Origin of the sequence: Paenibacillus sp. FSL R7-0163 (assembly GCF_037969975.1) — a bacterium.
Lineage (GTDB): Bacteria > Bacillota > Bacilli > Paenibacillales > Paenibacillaceae > Paenibacillus_AQ > Paenibacillus_AQ odorifer.
On the sequence record NZ_CP150224.1, the window covers coordinates 1,337,162 to 1,353,776 of the forward strand.

Annotated in this window: 19 protein-coding genes; 14 read left to right on the forward strand and 5 right to left on the reverse strand. The window is 47.2% G+C overall.

Going from position 1 to position 16,615, the window contains the following annotated elements; translation table 11 throughout:
• Positions 1-31 precede the first annotated feature (31 nt).
• Positions 32-502 carry a helix-turn-helix transcriptional regulator gene (locus NST45_RS05745; RefSeq protein WP_076214503.1) on the forward strand — a complete coding sequence of 157 codons (471 nt, stop codon included), beginning with the start codon at positions 32-34 and terminating at the stop codon, positions 500-502.
• A gap of 571 nt (positions 503-1,073) precedes the next feature.
• On the opposite strand, the gene NST45_RS05750 is transcribed toward NST45_RS05745, so the two are convergent.
• The 3 genes from NST45_RS05750 to NST45_RS05760 form a co-directional block, all read right to left on the reverse strand.
• Positions 1,074-1,310, reverse strand: a complete 237-nt coding sequence (locus tag NST45_RS05750; protein WP_256721482.1) for a hypothetical protein — start codon at positions 1,308-1,310, stop codon at positions 1,074-1,076.
• Positions 1,311-1,657: 347 nt separating this feature from the next.
• Entirely contained in the window at positions 1,658-2,290 is a 633-nt protein-coding gene (locus NST45_RS05755) for a hypothetical protein (protein WP_076214507.1), read from the reverse strand.
• A 206-nt stretch (positions 2,291-2,496) separates the two neighbouring features.
• Positions 2,497-2,724, reverse strand: a complete 228-nt coding sequence (locus NST45_RS05760; protein ID WP_076214510.1) for a helix-turn-helix transcriptional regulator — start codon at positions 2,722-2,724, stop codon at positions 2,497-2,499.
• A 340-nt stretch (positions 2,725-3,064) separates the two neighbouring features.
• Here NST45_RS05760 and NST45_RS05765 point away from each other — a divergent pair, with 340 nt between their 5' ends.
• The 9 genes from NST45_RS05765 (at position 3,065) to NST45_RS05805 (ending at position 9,956) form a co-directional block, all read left to right on the forward strand.
• Positions 3,065-3,358 carry a hypothetical protein gene (locus NST45_RS05765; RefSeq protein WP_076214514.1) on the forward strand — a complete coding sequence of 98 codons (294 nt, stop codon included), beginning with the start codon at positions 3,065-3,067 and terminating at the stop codon, positions 3,356-3,358.
• Positions 3,359-3,461: 103 nt separating this feature from the next.
• Positions 3,462-3,710 (forward strand): hypothetical protein, encoded by a 249-nt coding sequence (locus tag NST45_RS05770; protein WP_076214519.1) that lies wholly within the window; start codon positions 3,462-3,464, stop codon positions 3,708-3,710.
• A complete protein-coding gene (locus tag NST45_RS05775) occupies positions 3,688-4,005 on the forward strand; it encodes a hypothetical protein (RefSeq protein WP_076214522.1) in 318 nt (105 codons plus the stop codon). The genes NST45_RS05770 and NST45_RS05775 overlap by 23 nt, the downstream gene beginning before the upstream one ends.
• Positions 4,006-4,971: 966 nt before the next feature.
• Positions 4,972-5,334 (forward strand): hypothetical protein, encoded by a 363-nt coding sequence (locus NST45_RS05780; RefSeq protein ID WP_076214527.1) that lies wholly within the window; start codon positions 4,972-4,974, stop codon positions 5,332-5,334.
• Between the two features lie 36 nt (positions 5,335-5,370).
• Positions 5,371-6,195, forward strand: a complete 825-nt coding sequence (locus tag NST45_RS05785; protein WP_076214532.1) for a BRO family protein — start codon at positions 5,371-5,373, stop codon at positions 6,193-6,195.
• Between the two features lie 67 nt (positions 6,196-6,262).
• The gene (locus NST45_RS05790) at positions 6,263-7,240 is read left to right on the forward strand and encodes a hypothetical protein (RefSeq protein ID WP_076214535.1); all 978 of its coding nucleotides are present in this window, start codon (positions 6,263-6,265) and stop codon (positions 7,238-7,240) included.
• Between the two features lie 337 nt (positions 7,241-7,577).
• On the forward strand, positions 7,578-8,240 hold the full coding sequence (locus NST45_RS05795; RefSeq protein WP_076214539.1) for a DUF2726 domain-containing protein: 663 nt from the start codon (positions 7,578-7,580) through the stop codon (positions 8,238-8,240).
• Between the two features lie 210 nt (positions 8,241-8,450).
• Complete coding sequence (locus NST45_RS05800; RefSeq protein ID WP_076214543.1) at positions 8,451-8,972, forward strand: hypothetical protein; 522 nt, start codon at positions 8,451-8,453, stop codon at positions 8,970-8,972.
• 591 nt (positions 8,973-9,563) lie between these two features.
• Positions 9,564-9,956, forward strand: coding sequence for a helix-turn-helix domain-containing protein (locus NST45_RS05805; protein ID WP_076214546.1), 393 nt, complete (start codon positions 9,564-9,566; stop codon positions 9,954-9,956).
• A 151-nt stretch (positions 9,957-10,107) separates the two neighbouring features.
• On the opposite strand, the gene NST45_RS05810 is transcribed toward NST45_RS05805, so the two are convergent.
• Positions 10,108-10,668: a site-specific integrase gene (locus tag NST45_RS05810; protein WP_076214549.1), complete on the reverse strand. Its 561-nt coding sequence runs from the start codon at positions 10,666-10,668 to the stop codon at positions 10,108-10,110.
• Between the two features lie 791 nt (positions 10,669-11,459).
• On the opposite strand from NST45_RS05810, the gene terL reads away from it, so the two are divergent.
• Entirely contained in the window at positions 11,460-12,827 is a 1,368-nt protein-coding gene (terL, locus tag NST45_RS05815) for a phage terminase large subunit (RefSeq protein ID WP_305953814.1), read from the forward strand.
• An 8-nt stretch (positions 12,828-12,835) separates the two neighbouring features.
• Here the strand turns inward: terL and NST45_RS05820 are convergent, their stop codons facing one another.
• Positions 12,836-13,183, reverse strand: coding sequence for a hypothetical protein (locus NST45_RS05820; protein WP_076214552.1), 348 nt, complete (start codon positions 13,181-13,183; stop codon positions 12,836-12,838).
• Between the two features lie 70 nt (positions 13,184-13,253).
• Here NST45_RS05820 and NST45_RS05825 point away from each other — a divergent pair, with 70 nt between their 5' ends.
• From NST45_RS05825 to NST45_RS05835, 3 genes are all read left to right on the forward strand, one after another.
• Positions 13,254-14,825, forward strand: a complete 1,572-nt coding sequence (locus tag NST45_RS05825; protein ID WP_256721484.1) for a phage portal protein — start codon at positions 13,254-13,256, stop codon at positions 14,823-14,825.
• Positions 14,825-15,655 (forward strand): phage minor capsid protein, encoded by an 831-nt coding sequence (locus NST45_RS05830; protein WP_076214555.1) that lies wholly within the window; start codon positions 14,825-14,827, stop codon positions 15,653-15,655. Before NST45_RS05825 ends, NST45_RS05830 begins: the two co-directional genes overlap by 1 nt.
• 103 nt (positions 15,656-15,758) lie before the next feature.
• Positions 15,759-16,541 (forward strand): LAGLIDADG family homing endonuclease, encoded by a 783-nt coding sequence (locus NST45_RS05835; protein WP_143763159.1) that lies wholly within the window; start codon positions 15,759-15,761, stop codon positions 16,539-16,541.
• Positions 16,542-16,615 lie beyond the last annotated feature (74 nt).

A 16,615-nucleotide genomic window follows, 5' to 3' on the forward strand; every position in this document is an offset into this window, starting at 1 on the left:
GAAACACGATTGTTAGGGAGGACACAGAGCGATGGGCAACCAGTTCGGGGAATATATCAGATTGACGCGTAGTATGAGAGGATATACACTCCGGGAATTAGCGGAAAAGTCAGACATCAGCTTCTCGCAACTAAGCAAGATAGAGCGGGGAGAAAGCGCACCTTCTCCGGCTACTGTAGAGAAGATAGCTTACGCATTTAACGAAAATAAGTACGAGCTGCTCACGATTGCCGGTTACCTGGACGCAGAGGTTTTGGAAGACATATCTCAGCCCAACGTCAGGCCGTCAGTCCTCGTCCCTATTCGTAGGAGTAAGGAACAAAACGGGAGTAAGCAGTTTTTTGAGGCAAAGCGCGTCAGTCTGACGGAAGCGTTATTTGAGTGGGCGATAATCAATGAGGATGATCTTGATCCCGGCCAATTGGCCGACCTTTTACAAGAGCTCGAAACTTATTATGAGGTTCGAAAAAAGTTTATGCTCTCAAGGAAAAATGAAAGTTAAAACCGAGTTTAACCGCTACTTATTTTAGCGCAGTGGAGGTGAATTTATGATCGTAATTAATCACGAACTTTTTCTCGCAGCCGTCAAACGCTATCCCTGGCGCAATCTCCTTTACGCCGACGACCGTCTAACTTCTGTCAGAGCGTAACATCAAGTATTACAGTATCGTCGGATTATGTTGCTGAAACAAGCGTAGGATTCTTTATGGGATTCAATTAACAACGAAGATTCGTGCTAATTAAAGGGGGTGAGGAAGATGTTGACTATAAACGAGGCTCTAACGTTAATGATATCATTCGCTTCATTGGTATTAGTTATTGACAGAAAAAAGCGGAGTTAAGATAACCGACCATCCGACCAAAGATTCCGGTAATCACTCCACTATTTAATACTTAAAGCCATTTTACGCTTATTTCTCGTCACACACAACAGGGAGCGTCAGGAAAACGGAGAGATAGTCCGTGAAACTGGCGCTCTTTTAACAATCCTTACAGATGCTGAATACGTGTGAAAATACGAAATTGGACTCGCGCAGGTATGTTGCGGAGTCCGGTATTACGGAGTTTATCGTTTAGCTGGCGTATTTAAACGTGCAGGTATCGCGCATATAATACTCGCCGCGTACCCTAACGGAGGCTGACGTAATATCTTCGATTACTCCGCTGCACATAAGTTCGTTGTCGACGAACACGACGATCGGTACGCGCTCAAGCTGCGCGGTATAAAGTTGAACGTTAGAGGTTAGCGGCTTCATAAATCGGCTCATAAGCGCAGTCCTTTCGTAGGTTAGTCCGTACACTTTCGACAAAATAGCGCCATTTCCTTCCGGGGAGGTGGCGTTTTTATTTGCGAAAAGGGGATCGTTTGTGGGTGTGTTCGTTTCTCAGGGGAGAGCATTGTAATTTCGTAGATTGTTACTAGGACGCATGCTAACATGGTGAGAGTTGGACATATCGAAGCAACATGAATGTTAGGCTATCCAGTTAATACAATCTTCAACTAATGAAATCAGGCCGGAAAGCCTACGCAGGCCAACCGGCTTTTTTCGTTCTAAGAATCTCTACGCAGGCTGACGCGAATACTCGCAGTCACAGAGCGTTACTTCTTGCGCTGTCGGGGCACATACAAAAAATCGCGTTAATATCCTCGCTTATTTTATGCGATTTCGTATTCCTTACCATCTTTGAAGTTTAAGAAAACTACATGGTATCCATCCTTTTTAACTTGGTTAGATATTTGTTTCTTATTAGGCATGTCAATGAAATCATAGCAACGCACACCCTCAGAGTTCGTTGCGTAATAAACGCCGTCACGCCCACTCAAAAACTCTATGGCTTCATCAAATGAAAAATGCTTGGAATAGTAAGGGCTTTTTGAAGATACGAGTAGAGCTTGGCCCATTCGATGGCGGCTGCTTTCGCTCATATCTAAAGCAAATATCAATCGGCTTTCTCCGTGTGTATCTAAAAGATGGCGTACATGTTTAATTTCATCATCGGACGGAACTATTTTATATAGCGTTTCGAGTATATTTACTACGGTTTGAAGCTCCTCTTCGGAGAACAGGTGTGGATAACACTCATTTATAAGGAGAATAACTCCATGCTTAGCATACAATGCTGTTAAAATACTATCTTTATCTGCTTCTGAAACGTAGTTACTTGCAACTGCTTCACCTTGTTCGTTTAGAATTTCTATTGAAATTCTCTTATTTAAAAATTGTTGGGGGAGCCCGCCTGTGTTTACGTCTACCCAGCCGTACGTTGCCCCTCTTATGTAACTGTGCATATGTTATCCTCCTAATCGTTATCAATCCGTCTGTAATTTCTACAGTAAAGGTAATATTCGCCAGATTGGTTCAGTTTCCTTCCAGGAAGAAGTGAGTTTTACGTTATGTGCGTACGTTCATTAGCTCCCCTTGGTTACGTTTTGGTTTGGTAGAGTAAAAGAAAGACCGCAACCTCTATCCGGCGCGGTCTGCAAAACATCATATTTCATTCACCGTTAGAACTTGCTTCTTCTTCATCCACATATTGGATCAATTCTCCAGGCAGTACCTTTAGTGAGCGGCATAGTTTGTCTAGCGTCGGAAAGTCGATCCGGTTATTCGCGTTATTAGCGAGCGCCTTAATAGTATTGCGATTTATGCCAGAAATTTCGACGACGTCTTTCTGTTCGAGTCCCCGTTCTTTCATGAGCTTATCCAAAGAAAATTTAATCACAAAAATTCCTCCAATAAATTCCTGTAAACTAGTTGACTTCATTACCGATAAGGGGTAATATGAGTACAAGTTAACAAGTAATCTAGTTTACATGATATCTAGTTAAGTATTTATACGCAGAGTATAACACAAACGTTCCAAAAATATAAAGGAGGATTCAAAATGTCTACTAATATCATTGAAGTTTACCCATACCCAAGCCGTGCACTTTCTAGGAGTGCCATTCGAAGCCGTCGCTCGATGCTTAAGTACGCTATTTGGCCGTTCGTAAAAGCCTTCGTTACTCTCAGCGCAATTATTATAAAAGAAATATTCCTATAACAACGGAGGGAATGCGCAGATGAATAAAGTAACTATTGTCACCCAAATGTGCGATGCACACGAAGGATCAATCCGATATGAATATCCCGGTATTCTAGTTGATGCTTGCCACGCGTTTTATCTCGACGCTGAATACAACACTGTTATCCTTGAGCGCGTTAACCGTGTCTATGGCGAGTACCACACAACCGGTGGTCCTGGTGCAGTCGGATTTGATCTAATCGTTGACGACGCTACCTTTTTCGAACGGATTACGGAAATGTCAGCCGTTGAGCTCTTGTCTGCGCTGATTCGTCGTAACATCTCCGCTTGATAAGCTGCCGGAGGGATACCGGCCGAAACGTGTAACGGCGTCGTTACACTTCGCGGAAATCCGCAAAGCAATAATACAAACCATATTAGGGAGGCTTCATCGAATGAACGAAATCGGATACTGCATCTGTGCCCGTAGCGGCAATTACATCGCAACATGGATCAACGCCCCACGGCGTCCCCAACAAATCGTAGTCCTCACACGTGTTTTTCTCCGCAATTTCCCCACAACAGACCGCCGCGTCATCAGCGGCAGGCATCTTGCAAAAACATCTCAACTTGAAGACCTGGGATTCCTTGTTCCACCAGTAGAAACGGAGGCAACTGCCTATGAATACGCCGTTTCAGCATAAACCGATTAAAATTCTCTGGGAAGCGGAGCCAGATAGCGGATGGGATGACGAATACTTTGACGGTATCCTCGTACGCGATAACGGAGCGCTATATCACTATAAAGGTAACGCCTGTCTCGCGATCGTTGCACCGACGGAGACTGACGGCCTATATCGTATTGATGGTGCTGACTTGCCACTATTCTCAAAGAAACCGCTTAAGGAGATATTCCGGATGCTAAGCGAAATGTCTGCGTTGGATTTCCTACTGAAAGTGATGCCTTACGTTATGTTGCCGGATGAAATGCCAATATGATCGGAGGTGAATGTAGATGAAGTATTCGCGTAGACTCGCCCGTAAAGACCGCCGCCGACTGTACATCCGCGAAGTTAACGATAAGTGGGCGGAGATTAAACTCAATCCCGTAGGTGTACGCCTCGGATAACGCTTATGTACTTGCCTTCGATGAAACTCGGGATCCCGTAATCCCAAAGGCGCGTCAACGCCATATGTGGAGAAGATGTTCGATAATTTGATTGCGCCAACGCTATGTGAACGTCCGTGTCCTGCGACTTGAAACGTGGGAACCGTCACTCGGACAACTGTTTTACCCCGTACTGTCAGCGCTAACTGACGGACCGTCATGCGGGTTGCTTTGCCGAACTGCGCTAACAGTTCGTGTAACGACCGTACGTAGCGCCAACTACTGCGGAACACTTGCGGATAGCTCCTTTTATCGGGCGGGGGCTGTCCGTTTTGGTTTATACAGGGTTATACGGAATGAGGGGAACATACGTTTCATAATAAACTTAAGTTCACAATTTGTACACAAATATCGAGAAAAGCACGCTCCAACTTATGTAATTAACGTCCCTATATACAGTATAGGTTTTTATTTTCCGTAGAAGGTGCGGGAAGCCTCATAGACTACGAATAATATAGTATAAGCATTTTATTCTCCGTAATAGGTGCGCGGCGGTGTGCAGCCTTTCTATATTAACGAAGAAGGTGCGCGAGGCCGAAGTCATTACGGATATTTTCGCAGAGTGCGTGCGGATCGCTTGAGTACGTCGGCTGTATATATATGACGTCTGTACGGAATGCGGTCGACCCACCTTATATCAATTATATGGATAGTGTGCGAAAAAGTAGTCTGCGGCACCAAGTATAGTAAGGGCGCGATTTTCTCCGAAGGGTGCGGGAGGGTCGGCGTTTACATTGATAATCATAGGTAGAGGTTATCCGCTATCTATAAAACTAACGAGAAGGGAGGACGCTACTTTGAACAATAATCATTGCGTTGTTGGACGTTTTGGCTCGGCGACGTTTACGTTAGGACAAGCTGCACTAGTGCTCGGATGGGACGAGCGTACCATGCGCGAGTTTCTGTATAGACGCAAGGTGCTGCGTAAAAAAGGTCTGCCACTAAACCGTTACGTTCCTAAGTACTTCGTAATCCACGAGTTTGAAGTAACGGAGACGCCAGAACCTCCGTTCATTATGCGTTACACGGGCGTGACTCCTGACGGCGTCCTTCTAATACGGAAAGTACGCGAGGGCGAGGACGTTAACGTGCGAGATGATAGTGGGGAGATTCGGGTTGTGGCGGATCAAATACCGATTCGGCTACCTTCCGTGGCTTAGTCGTTTATATACAACCAAACAAAAGGAGGCGTCGTAATGGAGCAATTGGCGAAATTATTTACGCATGAGAGATTTGGGAACGTTCAGCTATTAATTATCGAAGGGAAGGAGCTGTTTGCAGCGTCGCAGGTTGCATCCGCACTTGGATACTCAAACCCACGTGATGCACTTGCAAGACATTGCCGTGAGGAGGGCGTCGTGATTCACGACATCCTTACAGATGGCGGTGTTCAGAAAACGAAGTTCATAAACGAGGGTAACGTCTACCGCTTAATTGTTCGCTCAAAACTACCGGAAGCCGAGCAGTTCGAGCGTTGGTTATTCGACGAAATACTCCCGACGATACGCAAAACAGGCGGTGCGGTGGTAAATGACGCGCTCTTTATCGACACTTACCTGCCTTTCGCAGATGCGGCTACTCGCGCGATGTTCGCGGCGACACTCGAGACTGTCCGGAAACAGACCGAACATATTGCGGTTATACAGCCGAAAGCGGACAAGTATACGGAGTTTCTCGATTCCGAGGGATTAACGGCGTTTACAACGATCGGTAAACACTTCATGGGCGGGGCAGTTGGTGCGGAGGAAATCACGACTTTTCTACAGAAGCACGGCGTTCTTTACTCACGTAAAATTGACAGATGCTTTCCGCCGCGTAAAGGTTACGAGAAGTTTTTTCGTGTAGTTCCTTATTTCAAGGGCGGGTTTCTACTTAATAACACCGTGAAGGCTACTGCAGAGGGAATAGACTTAATTGTTGATATGTATCAACGTGTTCGGGACGGGTCACCCGCGGTATCCAAACCGCCAATCTCACACATATCACGGCCTATGAAGGTTAGCCTGCGCTTGAATGCGTAACTAATAAGAGAGGTATCGGCTACTTTGCGGTGCCTCTATTTCATAAACAAACGGAGGAGGAATACGGATGGAATTTGTCCAGGCAGTAACCGCGTACCAAATGACCGGCGATCGCCACATAATCGACGTAATACTAGAAGATGTCGAAAAGGATTTCTTAGCGAACACTTCACGTAGATATAAAACGAACTTCACGCACGACATTTCGATTAATCTGACAAGCCCGGAGGAATATATCGCTTATCGGATAAAGGCGATCCGCGAGAAAGCCGTCAAGCGCGTGTTCTATATCCGTAAAGATTCCGGATGGGCTCACTCGGAGATTAACCGTTATTTATCCATAATGGTACTAGATTTACGTATGCGTATCCCATTCAAACCAGTGCGCCATAACGATTTCGGCTATGAGTACACGTTAACTCCCGAAGTTACCGCCTGGCTAAGAGAAAAGAACGACCGCATAGAGCGAAGATTCCGCGAAGAAGGATTCGGCAGTTCATTTACGCAGTACCAACGCGCCCTAGACGTTGCGGAACGTACTGAACGCGAAGCCGTGATTGAAGAAACGCGTATACGGGCGGAAGTTATGACGGACATGGTCGGCGCACTAGAATACGCGATAAAACACGTCGATGTTAGCCGCAGTCCGAGGGAGATCGTCACTTACGTAAATAAGGCGCTGTTAACGCGTTACTATGAAGCCCAAGCGCGCCGAAATGGGATGCGGAGAGTCACCGTAGACGGACGCCGTAGAATGATCGCGCCTTATTATGAGGGGGCTATTCGAACGATATTGGGCGTTAACTCTACGGAAGATTACGTATATAGACGCGTATCCAGTAAACAGGCGGAATTCATGCGTGAGCTCATCAGTATTGTCGAAACGGACATGGCTGCGGGGGATTGCTCGGCATATCACGTACTTCCAAACGGGGAGTACCGTCTCTCACGAAAATACGCGGCGGAGAAGCTCGGATTACCTTACTTAACCGTGAAAATGCGGCTATTAAGAATCCGAAAATTAATTACGGAAAGGGTCGCGTAAATGTATCTGTAAGGATGTATATTTTGATACTTTGCAGGAAGAAATAAGGGAGATCGCTGCCGCAAAACCCCCGCATAAACCAAAGGGATAAAAGGCGAACGAGTCATGCGGCGGATTACGTTTAAGTTTATTTCTTCCGAAGGTTGCTTTTATGTGATTTCTTATCGGGAGACATAGAAAGGCACATTTATTTTTTTGATACCTGTATTTTGCGCGCACAGTTACACACATATATGAAAGGACTGCTTTCGAGCGGTCTAATTCCGTTTGGATTACGAATGTTGCGGATATGCTCCGCACGTCCTTACGTTATTTTAACGATGGAGGGGATGGTAGAGTGGGAGCTTTAGAGAAGACGATAGAGGTGAGTCTAGTGTTCAACAACAGACAGTACTACATAGACAAAGGGTACTTTATAGGACCTGGCGTAAAGAAGCTAGAGGTATTGGTAGAAGACTTACCGCGAGGGTGCGAAAAGTTAGTTACACCTATATGTGATGCTTGCGGTATGGTAGGGAGACCTCGGAAATGGTCTTTTGTTAGAAGAGATCGCATGTACGGCACCGATCTATGTGCAAAGTGTATGTACGATATAAATGTCATCATTGATCATGGCGATAGTGAGTCTGTCGGTGAGAAAACAGTAAAATACTGGTTAGACTATTACCAGTTAGAATATAGAACGCAAGTGCGCAGAAAAGGTGTTACTGGAGTTTGTAGGAGACCTCTACTATTCGACTTCGCAGTGCTTGGCCTCTCCGGAGAGCCTATCGCGTTTATAGAATACGATGGGGAACAACATTACCGTCCGGCGGTATTTGACGGGGGAGACCCAAGTAAGGCCTGCTATAACTTTGCGTTCCAGCAGGAGTATGATCGGATAAAAAACAGATATTGTGCAAAGGCGGGCGTCCCCATGATTCGCATAAAATACGCACTGTCTGTACAAGAGATCGGAGAAGTTATAAGAAGTTTGAAAGGGGAGTTGCGCGCTGCCTAGTAATTACCTTTATTGTTATTCGCCTGCTATGTTCCATTTCTTACGTTCTGAAGGACACCGTTATATCTGCGTAGGGATTAACGAAAAGACTGGTGGACGCTTCTGGCTATACGCAAAGGATGACGCGGTTAAGCGTACGCTCGACGAATATGACGCAATTAAGTAAGTGCAAGTGATCGCAAATAAACGTAGCAAATGGAGGTTATACAAATGACTGAACAGGTGAAGCCGCTACCCAACGATAAGCGCGATCTATTAGACGGACCGGGCGGATACGAGACGTACAACCGAGAGCTCATTCGTAAAGTTTTTCCGCGCATCATTAACGAGGCGTACGACGAAGTGTTTGCGTCCTCTAGACGTAAGCCGGAAATACGCGATATTGTTGCGCTATACTTTCTACTACAATCGTACATTGACGGAAATCACATGCGCGCAGACGGGACGTATAACGACCGTTTTGGCGCGTGTTTCCTTTCGTATGAGGCGATTATGAGTGCGCTGCGTATCGACAGACCACGCGTTAAGTTGTTGGCGGATATCCTTGATACTAACGGGATTATACGGACGGCGAGCCACTACGAGGGTACGCGGCGGTTTAAGTGGTACTTTCCGAGTTACTGTCCGCGGATTACAGAGGACGGGTATATTGTGGACGAGGACGGGGTTATTATACGGCCGGATTTATCCGTGTATAAGCCGAGACGTAGAGCAAAAGAAGATGCCGCTTAAGTAAGGGTAAATCACAGTAGTATGTCCAGGACACACGACCGGTAGTATGCGCAGGACACATCACGGTTAGTATGTCCTAGACACACGGTAAAGATAGAAAGGTGTAAGAGAGAAAGCTGTAAAAGAGAAACAAAACATTACCGCATCGGATTAATTTGCTACGCTCATGAATCCTCGCGGAGCTTATATAATTAATAGATTAATCGCGTATAAAGATAGTTTCGAGGGAACATTAGTGACTGAGATAGGTTTTGCAAAGGACTGAACTCTTACCTATTCATGATGATTAATCAAAGCAGAATCTCATGTAGGCAAAGACATGGAATAGCGCGGATGTTAAGAAACGTAGTTTACTTCGCATGTATAGCGCTATGTATCGAACTATTAAGCGCTAGTATTACGTTAAGAATCGGATATGCAACGCACATAGATAGCGCTATTCTTACGCTTTGCTCGGGCGTAGGAATAGCGCTATTTAAGTGCATATTTTTATCGTTAGATATACGTTCATATAGGCGCTTAGGTGGCGCAAGAGTACAAAGACAAGGACGCGCTTTAGAGGCGCTAATATATGGGAGGGATTAAGGTACAATGGCGAACACATTATCGGCGGAACAGTTAATCGCGATCGACTGGTTAGCGCAACCAAAGAAGGGCGGTAAGACGTACGAGGAAATTGCAGAGTTATGCGGTGTAACAGCGCGTACGCTGGAGAACTGGCGTAAGAATGCAATGTTTGATGCGGAGTTTAGACGCGCACTGCGGCGTAACAATGACGTAAGGCTGCCGGAGTTGCTTCAATCATTGGCGGACATTGCTATCCGCGACGGAAACGCAGCAATGGCTAAGCTGGCACTGCAGGTTGGCGGAGTGTTGACGGAGAGCATCGAGGTAACGAACAAGGACGGAGAAGGAACGGATATCGAAGCGTTGAGACTTCGGGTAGCATCGCTATCACAGCGTCAATCCGAAATGAGCGAGTAATTGGCGCTATTATATGAAGGAAGACGCGGAAGGGATTGCGGAAACCTTCGGATTAGGTGCGAATTTCCTGCACGGCGGACCTGGCGCGTGACCCTCCGAGAATTTTCGGAGCGGCGAAAAAGGTACGCATTATCTACGTACCCTACGCTTCCTATAGCTTAAAACCTTCGAGAGACTCGTCGATCTCGTCTTGACGGATGCCTATGTAACGCTTCGTTATCGATGGCGCAGAGTGGTTGAATATCTCTTGCAGCGCGGCTACATCCTTATTGCGTTTGTAGTGGTGATAACCGAAAGTCTTGCGCATTGTATGCGTGCCGATATCCGTACGGCCGATCATCTCGCCAGCCTTTACGAGCGCTCTATACGCTTGTGTTGGCGTGATGTGGCCGCTGCCTTTACGGGAAGGGAACAACCAGTCTTCTGGGCTCATACCACGTATATACACTGTAATCTCCGGCTGTATCGACTTGAGGTTGACGTTGCGAACCTTACCGCTTTTCTGTTCGACGATTCGTACGTGCGTCTTTTCTTTGACGTCCGCAACCTGGAGCGTAACTATATCCGATACGCGAAGGCCCGTATTGATTCCAAGAACAAACATGAGTAGATCGCGCTCACTACACCATCGACGGAGTGACTGTTTCATATCTTCAATTTCACCGCGTGTTCTGAGAGGTTGGACATCGTATATAGCTTTTTTATCGCTCATTTTGTCACGTCCTTTTTATACATAATAGTACTTTTAATGTACGATTACGTTATCGTATGATGATCGTATCACATAAACCTAGGTAAATCAACGTTTTGAATGTACGAAAACATACAAAATCGTACATTCATATGAAAAATAGCAGCCTACCCCCAAGTGGTTACTAAAAGTAAGTGAAATCTGGTGCTACTTCAATCCGGATACAAAAATAAACATTTGGGTTTCGGTAACCAAACGCAGCAACACGTAATTTACACGTAGAATCACCGTTAATTTAGCGCGTTTCGTCCCTGCAGAGTATTAGCGCTAGGGTAACGCACTAAACACGCTAATTTCACGGTGAAAATCAACCAAACGGAAAGGGGGCGGTATCTATCGCATGGATTAACGGTAAGTGGATCACACGAGAAGCGCGTGCGGATATACTGTCTCCTTACCGCGAGATATACGAAACTGTTAGGTGCGCTGACTTCGATTGGGGTAGTATCACTGAGGCAGAGGCTCCGGAGATTGATCGTGCAGTGAGCGAGTATGAACGGTTAGCACGGATACAGCGTTGCGAAACGGACCTACTCGAATTTGCGCTCGAATATTTCAGTGAAACGCGCAACCCCGGCAACTCCGGTAATTGGGACGGATTCGATATCGCAGACATTGCGGATGCGCCCGCGTTTCACCGTGAAATCTGCGACGTTATGGACGATGTATCTAACGTTAATGTAAATGATAAGGTCGCGGTCGCAGCGCCCCGTTCTCACGCGAAATCAACGTATTTATCGAAGGCGTTCCCGTTGCGCGAACTTGTTTATCGTAAACGTAAATACGGAATTATCATATCGGAGACTCCGGCGGTATCAAGCGGCAACCTCGATTGGATATCGCTGCAGCTCAAACACAACGCAAAGCTCCGGCGGGATTTTGGTCCGCTGTTATCGCCGAAGCAGCAAGAGAATCCGAAGGATAATAGTTCGGAGTTTATCGCCTGGGAACGCAACGAGGACGGAACGCAGCACTTACTCGCAAAGTTCGAAGCTGCCTCCGCTAATCAAGCGTTGCGCGGACGTAACTGGAACGGTGTGCGACCGGATATACTCGTTTGTGACGACTTGGAAGACGTAAAGTCTAATGCGGCGACTCCGGAATTACGGAAGAAGATGCGCGACTGGTTTGCGCAGACCGTTGTACCACTCGGAGATCCGAAGGGGAAACGGACAGCGCTCGTATATATGGGAACAACGGTCCATCACGAAGCGCTACTCGTTAACGTGCTTACGAAACGCTCAGACTTTAAAACGCGTGTTTATCGCGCGATTATCGAATGGCCCGAGCGTATGGATTTATGGGAAGCGTGTCGACTCGTATATGTTGACCGCGATAATCCTAATAGGGCTGCGGACGCAAAGGCGTTATACGAAATGAATCGCGCGGAAATGGATCGCGGTGCTATCGTGTTGTGGCCGGAAGTTCAACCGTTGTGGAAGTTGATGACGTGGAAATGGGATAACGGATCGAAGGCGTTTAACACGGAGTATATGAATAATCCGGTCGATGAGGAATCGATGATATTCAATCCGGAGTCATTTACGTATTGGGATAGCAGTGCGCTTGCTGATACGTTAACTAGGTATGCACGACCTTCACATGTTGCGGATTTTGATATTTACATGGGCGTAGACTTCGCGATGGGTAAGACGCGCGGCGACTATTCGGCGCTTGTAACGATCGCACGCCATAAGAAGAGCGGAACTGTCTACGTGATTGATGCTTATGGCGAGCGTGTTAAGCCGGATGAATTTATGCGCGTGATCGTCGAGAAGACGCTACGTTATCAGCCCTCAGGAATTGCGGCAGAGGCGCAGGCAGCGCAGGAGTTTTTCGTAATGAAGTTAAAAGAAGCGTTGAGAGCAGCGGGATACCCTGCGCAGACTCGCGTTAAAGAAATACACCAGAGATCGCGTAAAGACTTACGCATAGAAGCGCTGCTCCCGGATATCGAGAGCGGCGCTATTCAATTTACGCGTAAACATGCGTTGCTGATCGAGCAATTCGAGCTCTACGGAAGTGGTAGCCACGACGATTTACCGGACGCGTTAGAGATGGCGGTCAGCATTTCGAAGAGTGGACGGAAAAAGGTACGGAACAAGCCGAGTGGTATGTAAATATCCACTCAGGCAAGCTGTTCTAGTTTTTCTATGACCGTGTCTAATAATAAGGCCCTGTAATCTGTATGTTCTTGACGTGTGCCTTCGATTTTTTCAAGCAGCTCACGCATCAGGATAGTTACTTTCGTATACTTAAGGTCAAATACGATAAGTAGTCCATCAGGGGATTCAAGTACCTCGCCTGTGAGGTGTAGCGAACCTTGAGCCTCAGTATTTACGTTTATAAGTGCTTTGCGTATAGATTGGATGTGTTCGTGTTGTTTTTCAAGTCTTTCACTTTCAATTATAGCATTTGCTGCCCGCGCGTCCTCTAAGTTTCTTACAAGGGATGCGATAGTAGAAAACTGTTTCATTTCACTTCTACCTCCATGTTTTATTTTTTCAAAGAGTAAATACGTAGATAAAGAGAGGAGGGTTCAAACTTTGACGAAATTATTCGAAACTGGCGAATATTATCCACCACCTGCACACATACCGCGCCTCGCCAACTATAAACGCGGCAAGACGATATTTGATGGACGCCATCCGGAAATCTACGATCGCGCCTCGTCTCTACTAAAAGATACGCCACACGCCGCGCAGCTTAAAACGCTGTTCATCGCGGTTAACTTGATGGATATATTGTTGACGAAGCCGGCGGATTTGCTGACCGGAGAGCCTCCGACATACGAAGCAGGAACCGGCGCAGGCACGCGCGAACAAGAGCGCCTTGACTCGATCGTCGAAGAAAACGACTTGACGCAGATGGTTCACGAAATGGTAATCGGCGCGGGCTATCGGGGCGATTCGTTTATTAAGACGTATTATGACGCGCGAGCTGACGTCAGTGAAACGGAGGCACTCGGATTAGAACCGCCGAAGCCCATACTCGAACCAATTATCGAATCTGTACGCGCGGATATTGTATTTCCGGAATTATCGACCGGCTCGCGGAAGAAGTTTAAGGCGATTAATATCGCATGGGTTGATTGGGTTGAAGAACCTGGCGGAAAAGTTGTACGCTGGCTCTACGGTAAGGCAGCGTCATACGTACCATATCTCGTAGTCGAGCGCCATATTCCAGGTTATATCGTACATGAGCGTTATGAGCTTTCAGAGGCTGGCGTTAACGGCGAATGGGGGGTTCCGATCTCAACGTATTTAATCGGCGATAAAATTGCGACAGGACGCGAGGAAGACATAGAGCCTACCGGAACTGACCGATTACTCGTGCATCATATTCCGTATAAAAGCGTTGATGACCGTTGGGAAGGGATTAACGGAGTCGAGAAGCTGGAAAGCGTATTGAGCGCGATTAATGAACGCTTAGCGCAGATCGACTATATCCTCTGGAAGCACAGCGACCCTTGGATGTACGGACCGGAAGACATCGGGGAAGATGGCGAAGATAATGCGGGAACAATGCGCGGGGGCGGTCGTTATATTCCGGTTGCAAAAGAAGACGCGACTCCCGGCTACATGGTGTGGGAGGGCCAACTCAACGCGGCATTTACGGAGCTTGACGTATTACTCGGACTCGTATACCAAATGAGCGAAACGCCGCAATGGTTATTTGGTACGACGCTCGCCTCGGATAAGGGCGGAACCGGCACGTCACATACGGACAGCGGCGCAATCAAAGCGCGATTCATGCCGATACTGGCGAAAGTTAACCGTATCCGTTCGCACGTTGACCGCGCTTTACGAGACGCGATATGGACCGCGATGCAACTTGAAAACTACGCGAATAAGGACGTAACTAGCTTCGTAAAGTACGAGCCCGTTTATCCGCGCATTAACTGGCGCGATGGCGTTCCAATCGACGAAAAAGAAGCCGCAGAAGTGGCGCAGATTCGAACCGGTAATAAGCCGACGCTCTCTGTACAGGACGCAATTAAGACGCTTGACGGAGTAGACGACGCAATAGCAGCCGAGATTATAGCGCGGATCGATGCGGATGAGACGCGGACGCTCGGAACGGTCGACTCTACGATATTTAACGGAGATGCAGCATAATGGAGGCGCCAACGTACGATTATAGCGTCAACCTTCTCGTCCGCGCATATAAAAACGCACTATTGGCGATATCCGCCGAACTTTCACGTTTAGATTTATCCGCAATGTCTCGCGCTAATTCGAAAGCCGCCCTCGCCGAGGTTGCGGCTATTTTGCGTGGGCTAAATGCGGAGTCGGCTGCGTGGGTTGATCGTTATATTCCGCTGGCGGCTACGGACGGCGTGGCGCTCGCTATCGTTCAGCTCGGCGCGGCGGATACGTTAGAGGATGCGCAGAAGATCGTTAAGTTTAACCGGATCAATCGCGAGTTTGTAGCGTCAGCCGTTGCGGATACCCAAGCGGATTTACTCGCGGTAACAAATAACGTTAGTCGACGCGTTAAGCAAGTCGTCCGCCAGGTAACCGCCGATTCGATGCGTGCGAACCTGACGCGCGGAATTAACGGTAATCGCACGCTCAATGCCGATATACTGGCGCGAATGAAGAAGACGCTCGGCAGCGCGGTTGATACCGGAATAGTGGATAGCGTGGGACGCAGGTGGTTGCCGGAAAATTATGTGAAGATGCTTACCCGTACGAAGATGGCGGCAACACAGCGCGAGTCTACGATTAACGAAGCAGTAGGACGCGGTGCTTATTACGGAGTCATATCGAAGCATAACGCGGTTGATAAATGCCGCGGATACGAGGGAATGATCGTTAAACTTACGCCGGATGCGCCGGGGAATTACCGTTATATTGGCGACTTACCGCGCAACGAAATTTTCCATCCTTGTTGTGCCCATGTTGTAACCGCGATACGAGATCCGAAACTACTGACCGCCGAATAGGGCGGTTTTTCCTTTGCCGCGATAGGCTGATCACCGAAAAGGCGTGACCTTGACGCTCTGCGCGGCTTTTACTCAAGGAATCGAGCCGAAGGGGTTTGGTAATTTGGGGGATTTAATACGCAAGATACACAGTGTTAATGAGGATTTCTTTAAGGTGTGGAATAGAGAAAACGCTTGGGTGTTTGGGTGGTTAGTTACAGACGGCTCTGTTAATGAGAAGAGTGGGCAGATTCGCCTAATGCTTAAATCGCATGATATTGACGTGCTCGAAAAGATAAAAAAAGCAATGCGATTTACTGGCCCTGTTTTCCAGGGAGAGCATGAAGATGGTAGACAGTTCGCTTATCTTCGGATTTGTCGCAAGAGTATGACTGAGGACTTATTCACACATGGAATGGCGAGGAACGATAAGACGTTCAATACCTCCGTACCCAATCTTCCCGATTTTCTATTCTGGGACTTTACGCGGGGCGTGTTCGAAGGTGACGGAAATATAAAACACGGAAAACAGTGGAATGACCTTCAACTCTCGATATGTGGTGCGACAAAGAACTTCTTTGAGGAGATGCAGGAGGCGCTTCTAAAGAGAGGGATTAATACAACGCTTAAAGAGCACCCCTCCGGTCAGTCAGGTCGTAAAAGCCCACTATTTACGTTAACTACCAAATCAAACGCCGACGCTTTACGTTGGTGTCTTTTTATGTACGCAGATACTCCGAAATACTTACGCCTGGATCGTAAGTTCCAAGTATTCACGAATTACGTGCACGGATACTACGATCGAAACCGTAGATCGCGTCCCTGCATTGAAGCTATCGAACTCATCCGCAACTCAATTCCGGAATGCGCCGTAACTACGCAAACACCGGAACTACTCGCAGCTTAATAGGAGCGCTAGGCTCCGCGTCCAGACGTGAATTGACGCGATAAACTTTACGGTTATTGACGCAACCTGCGTCA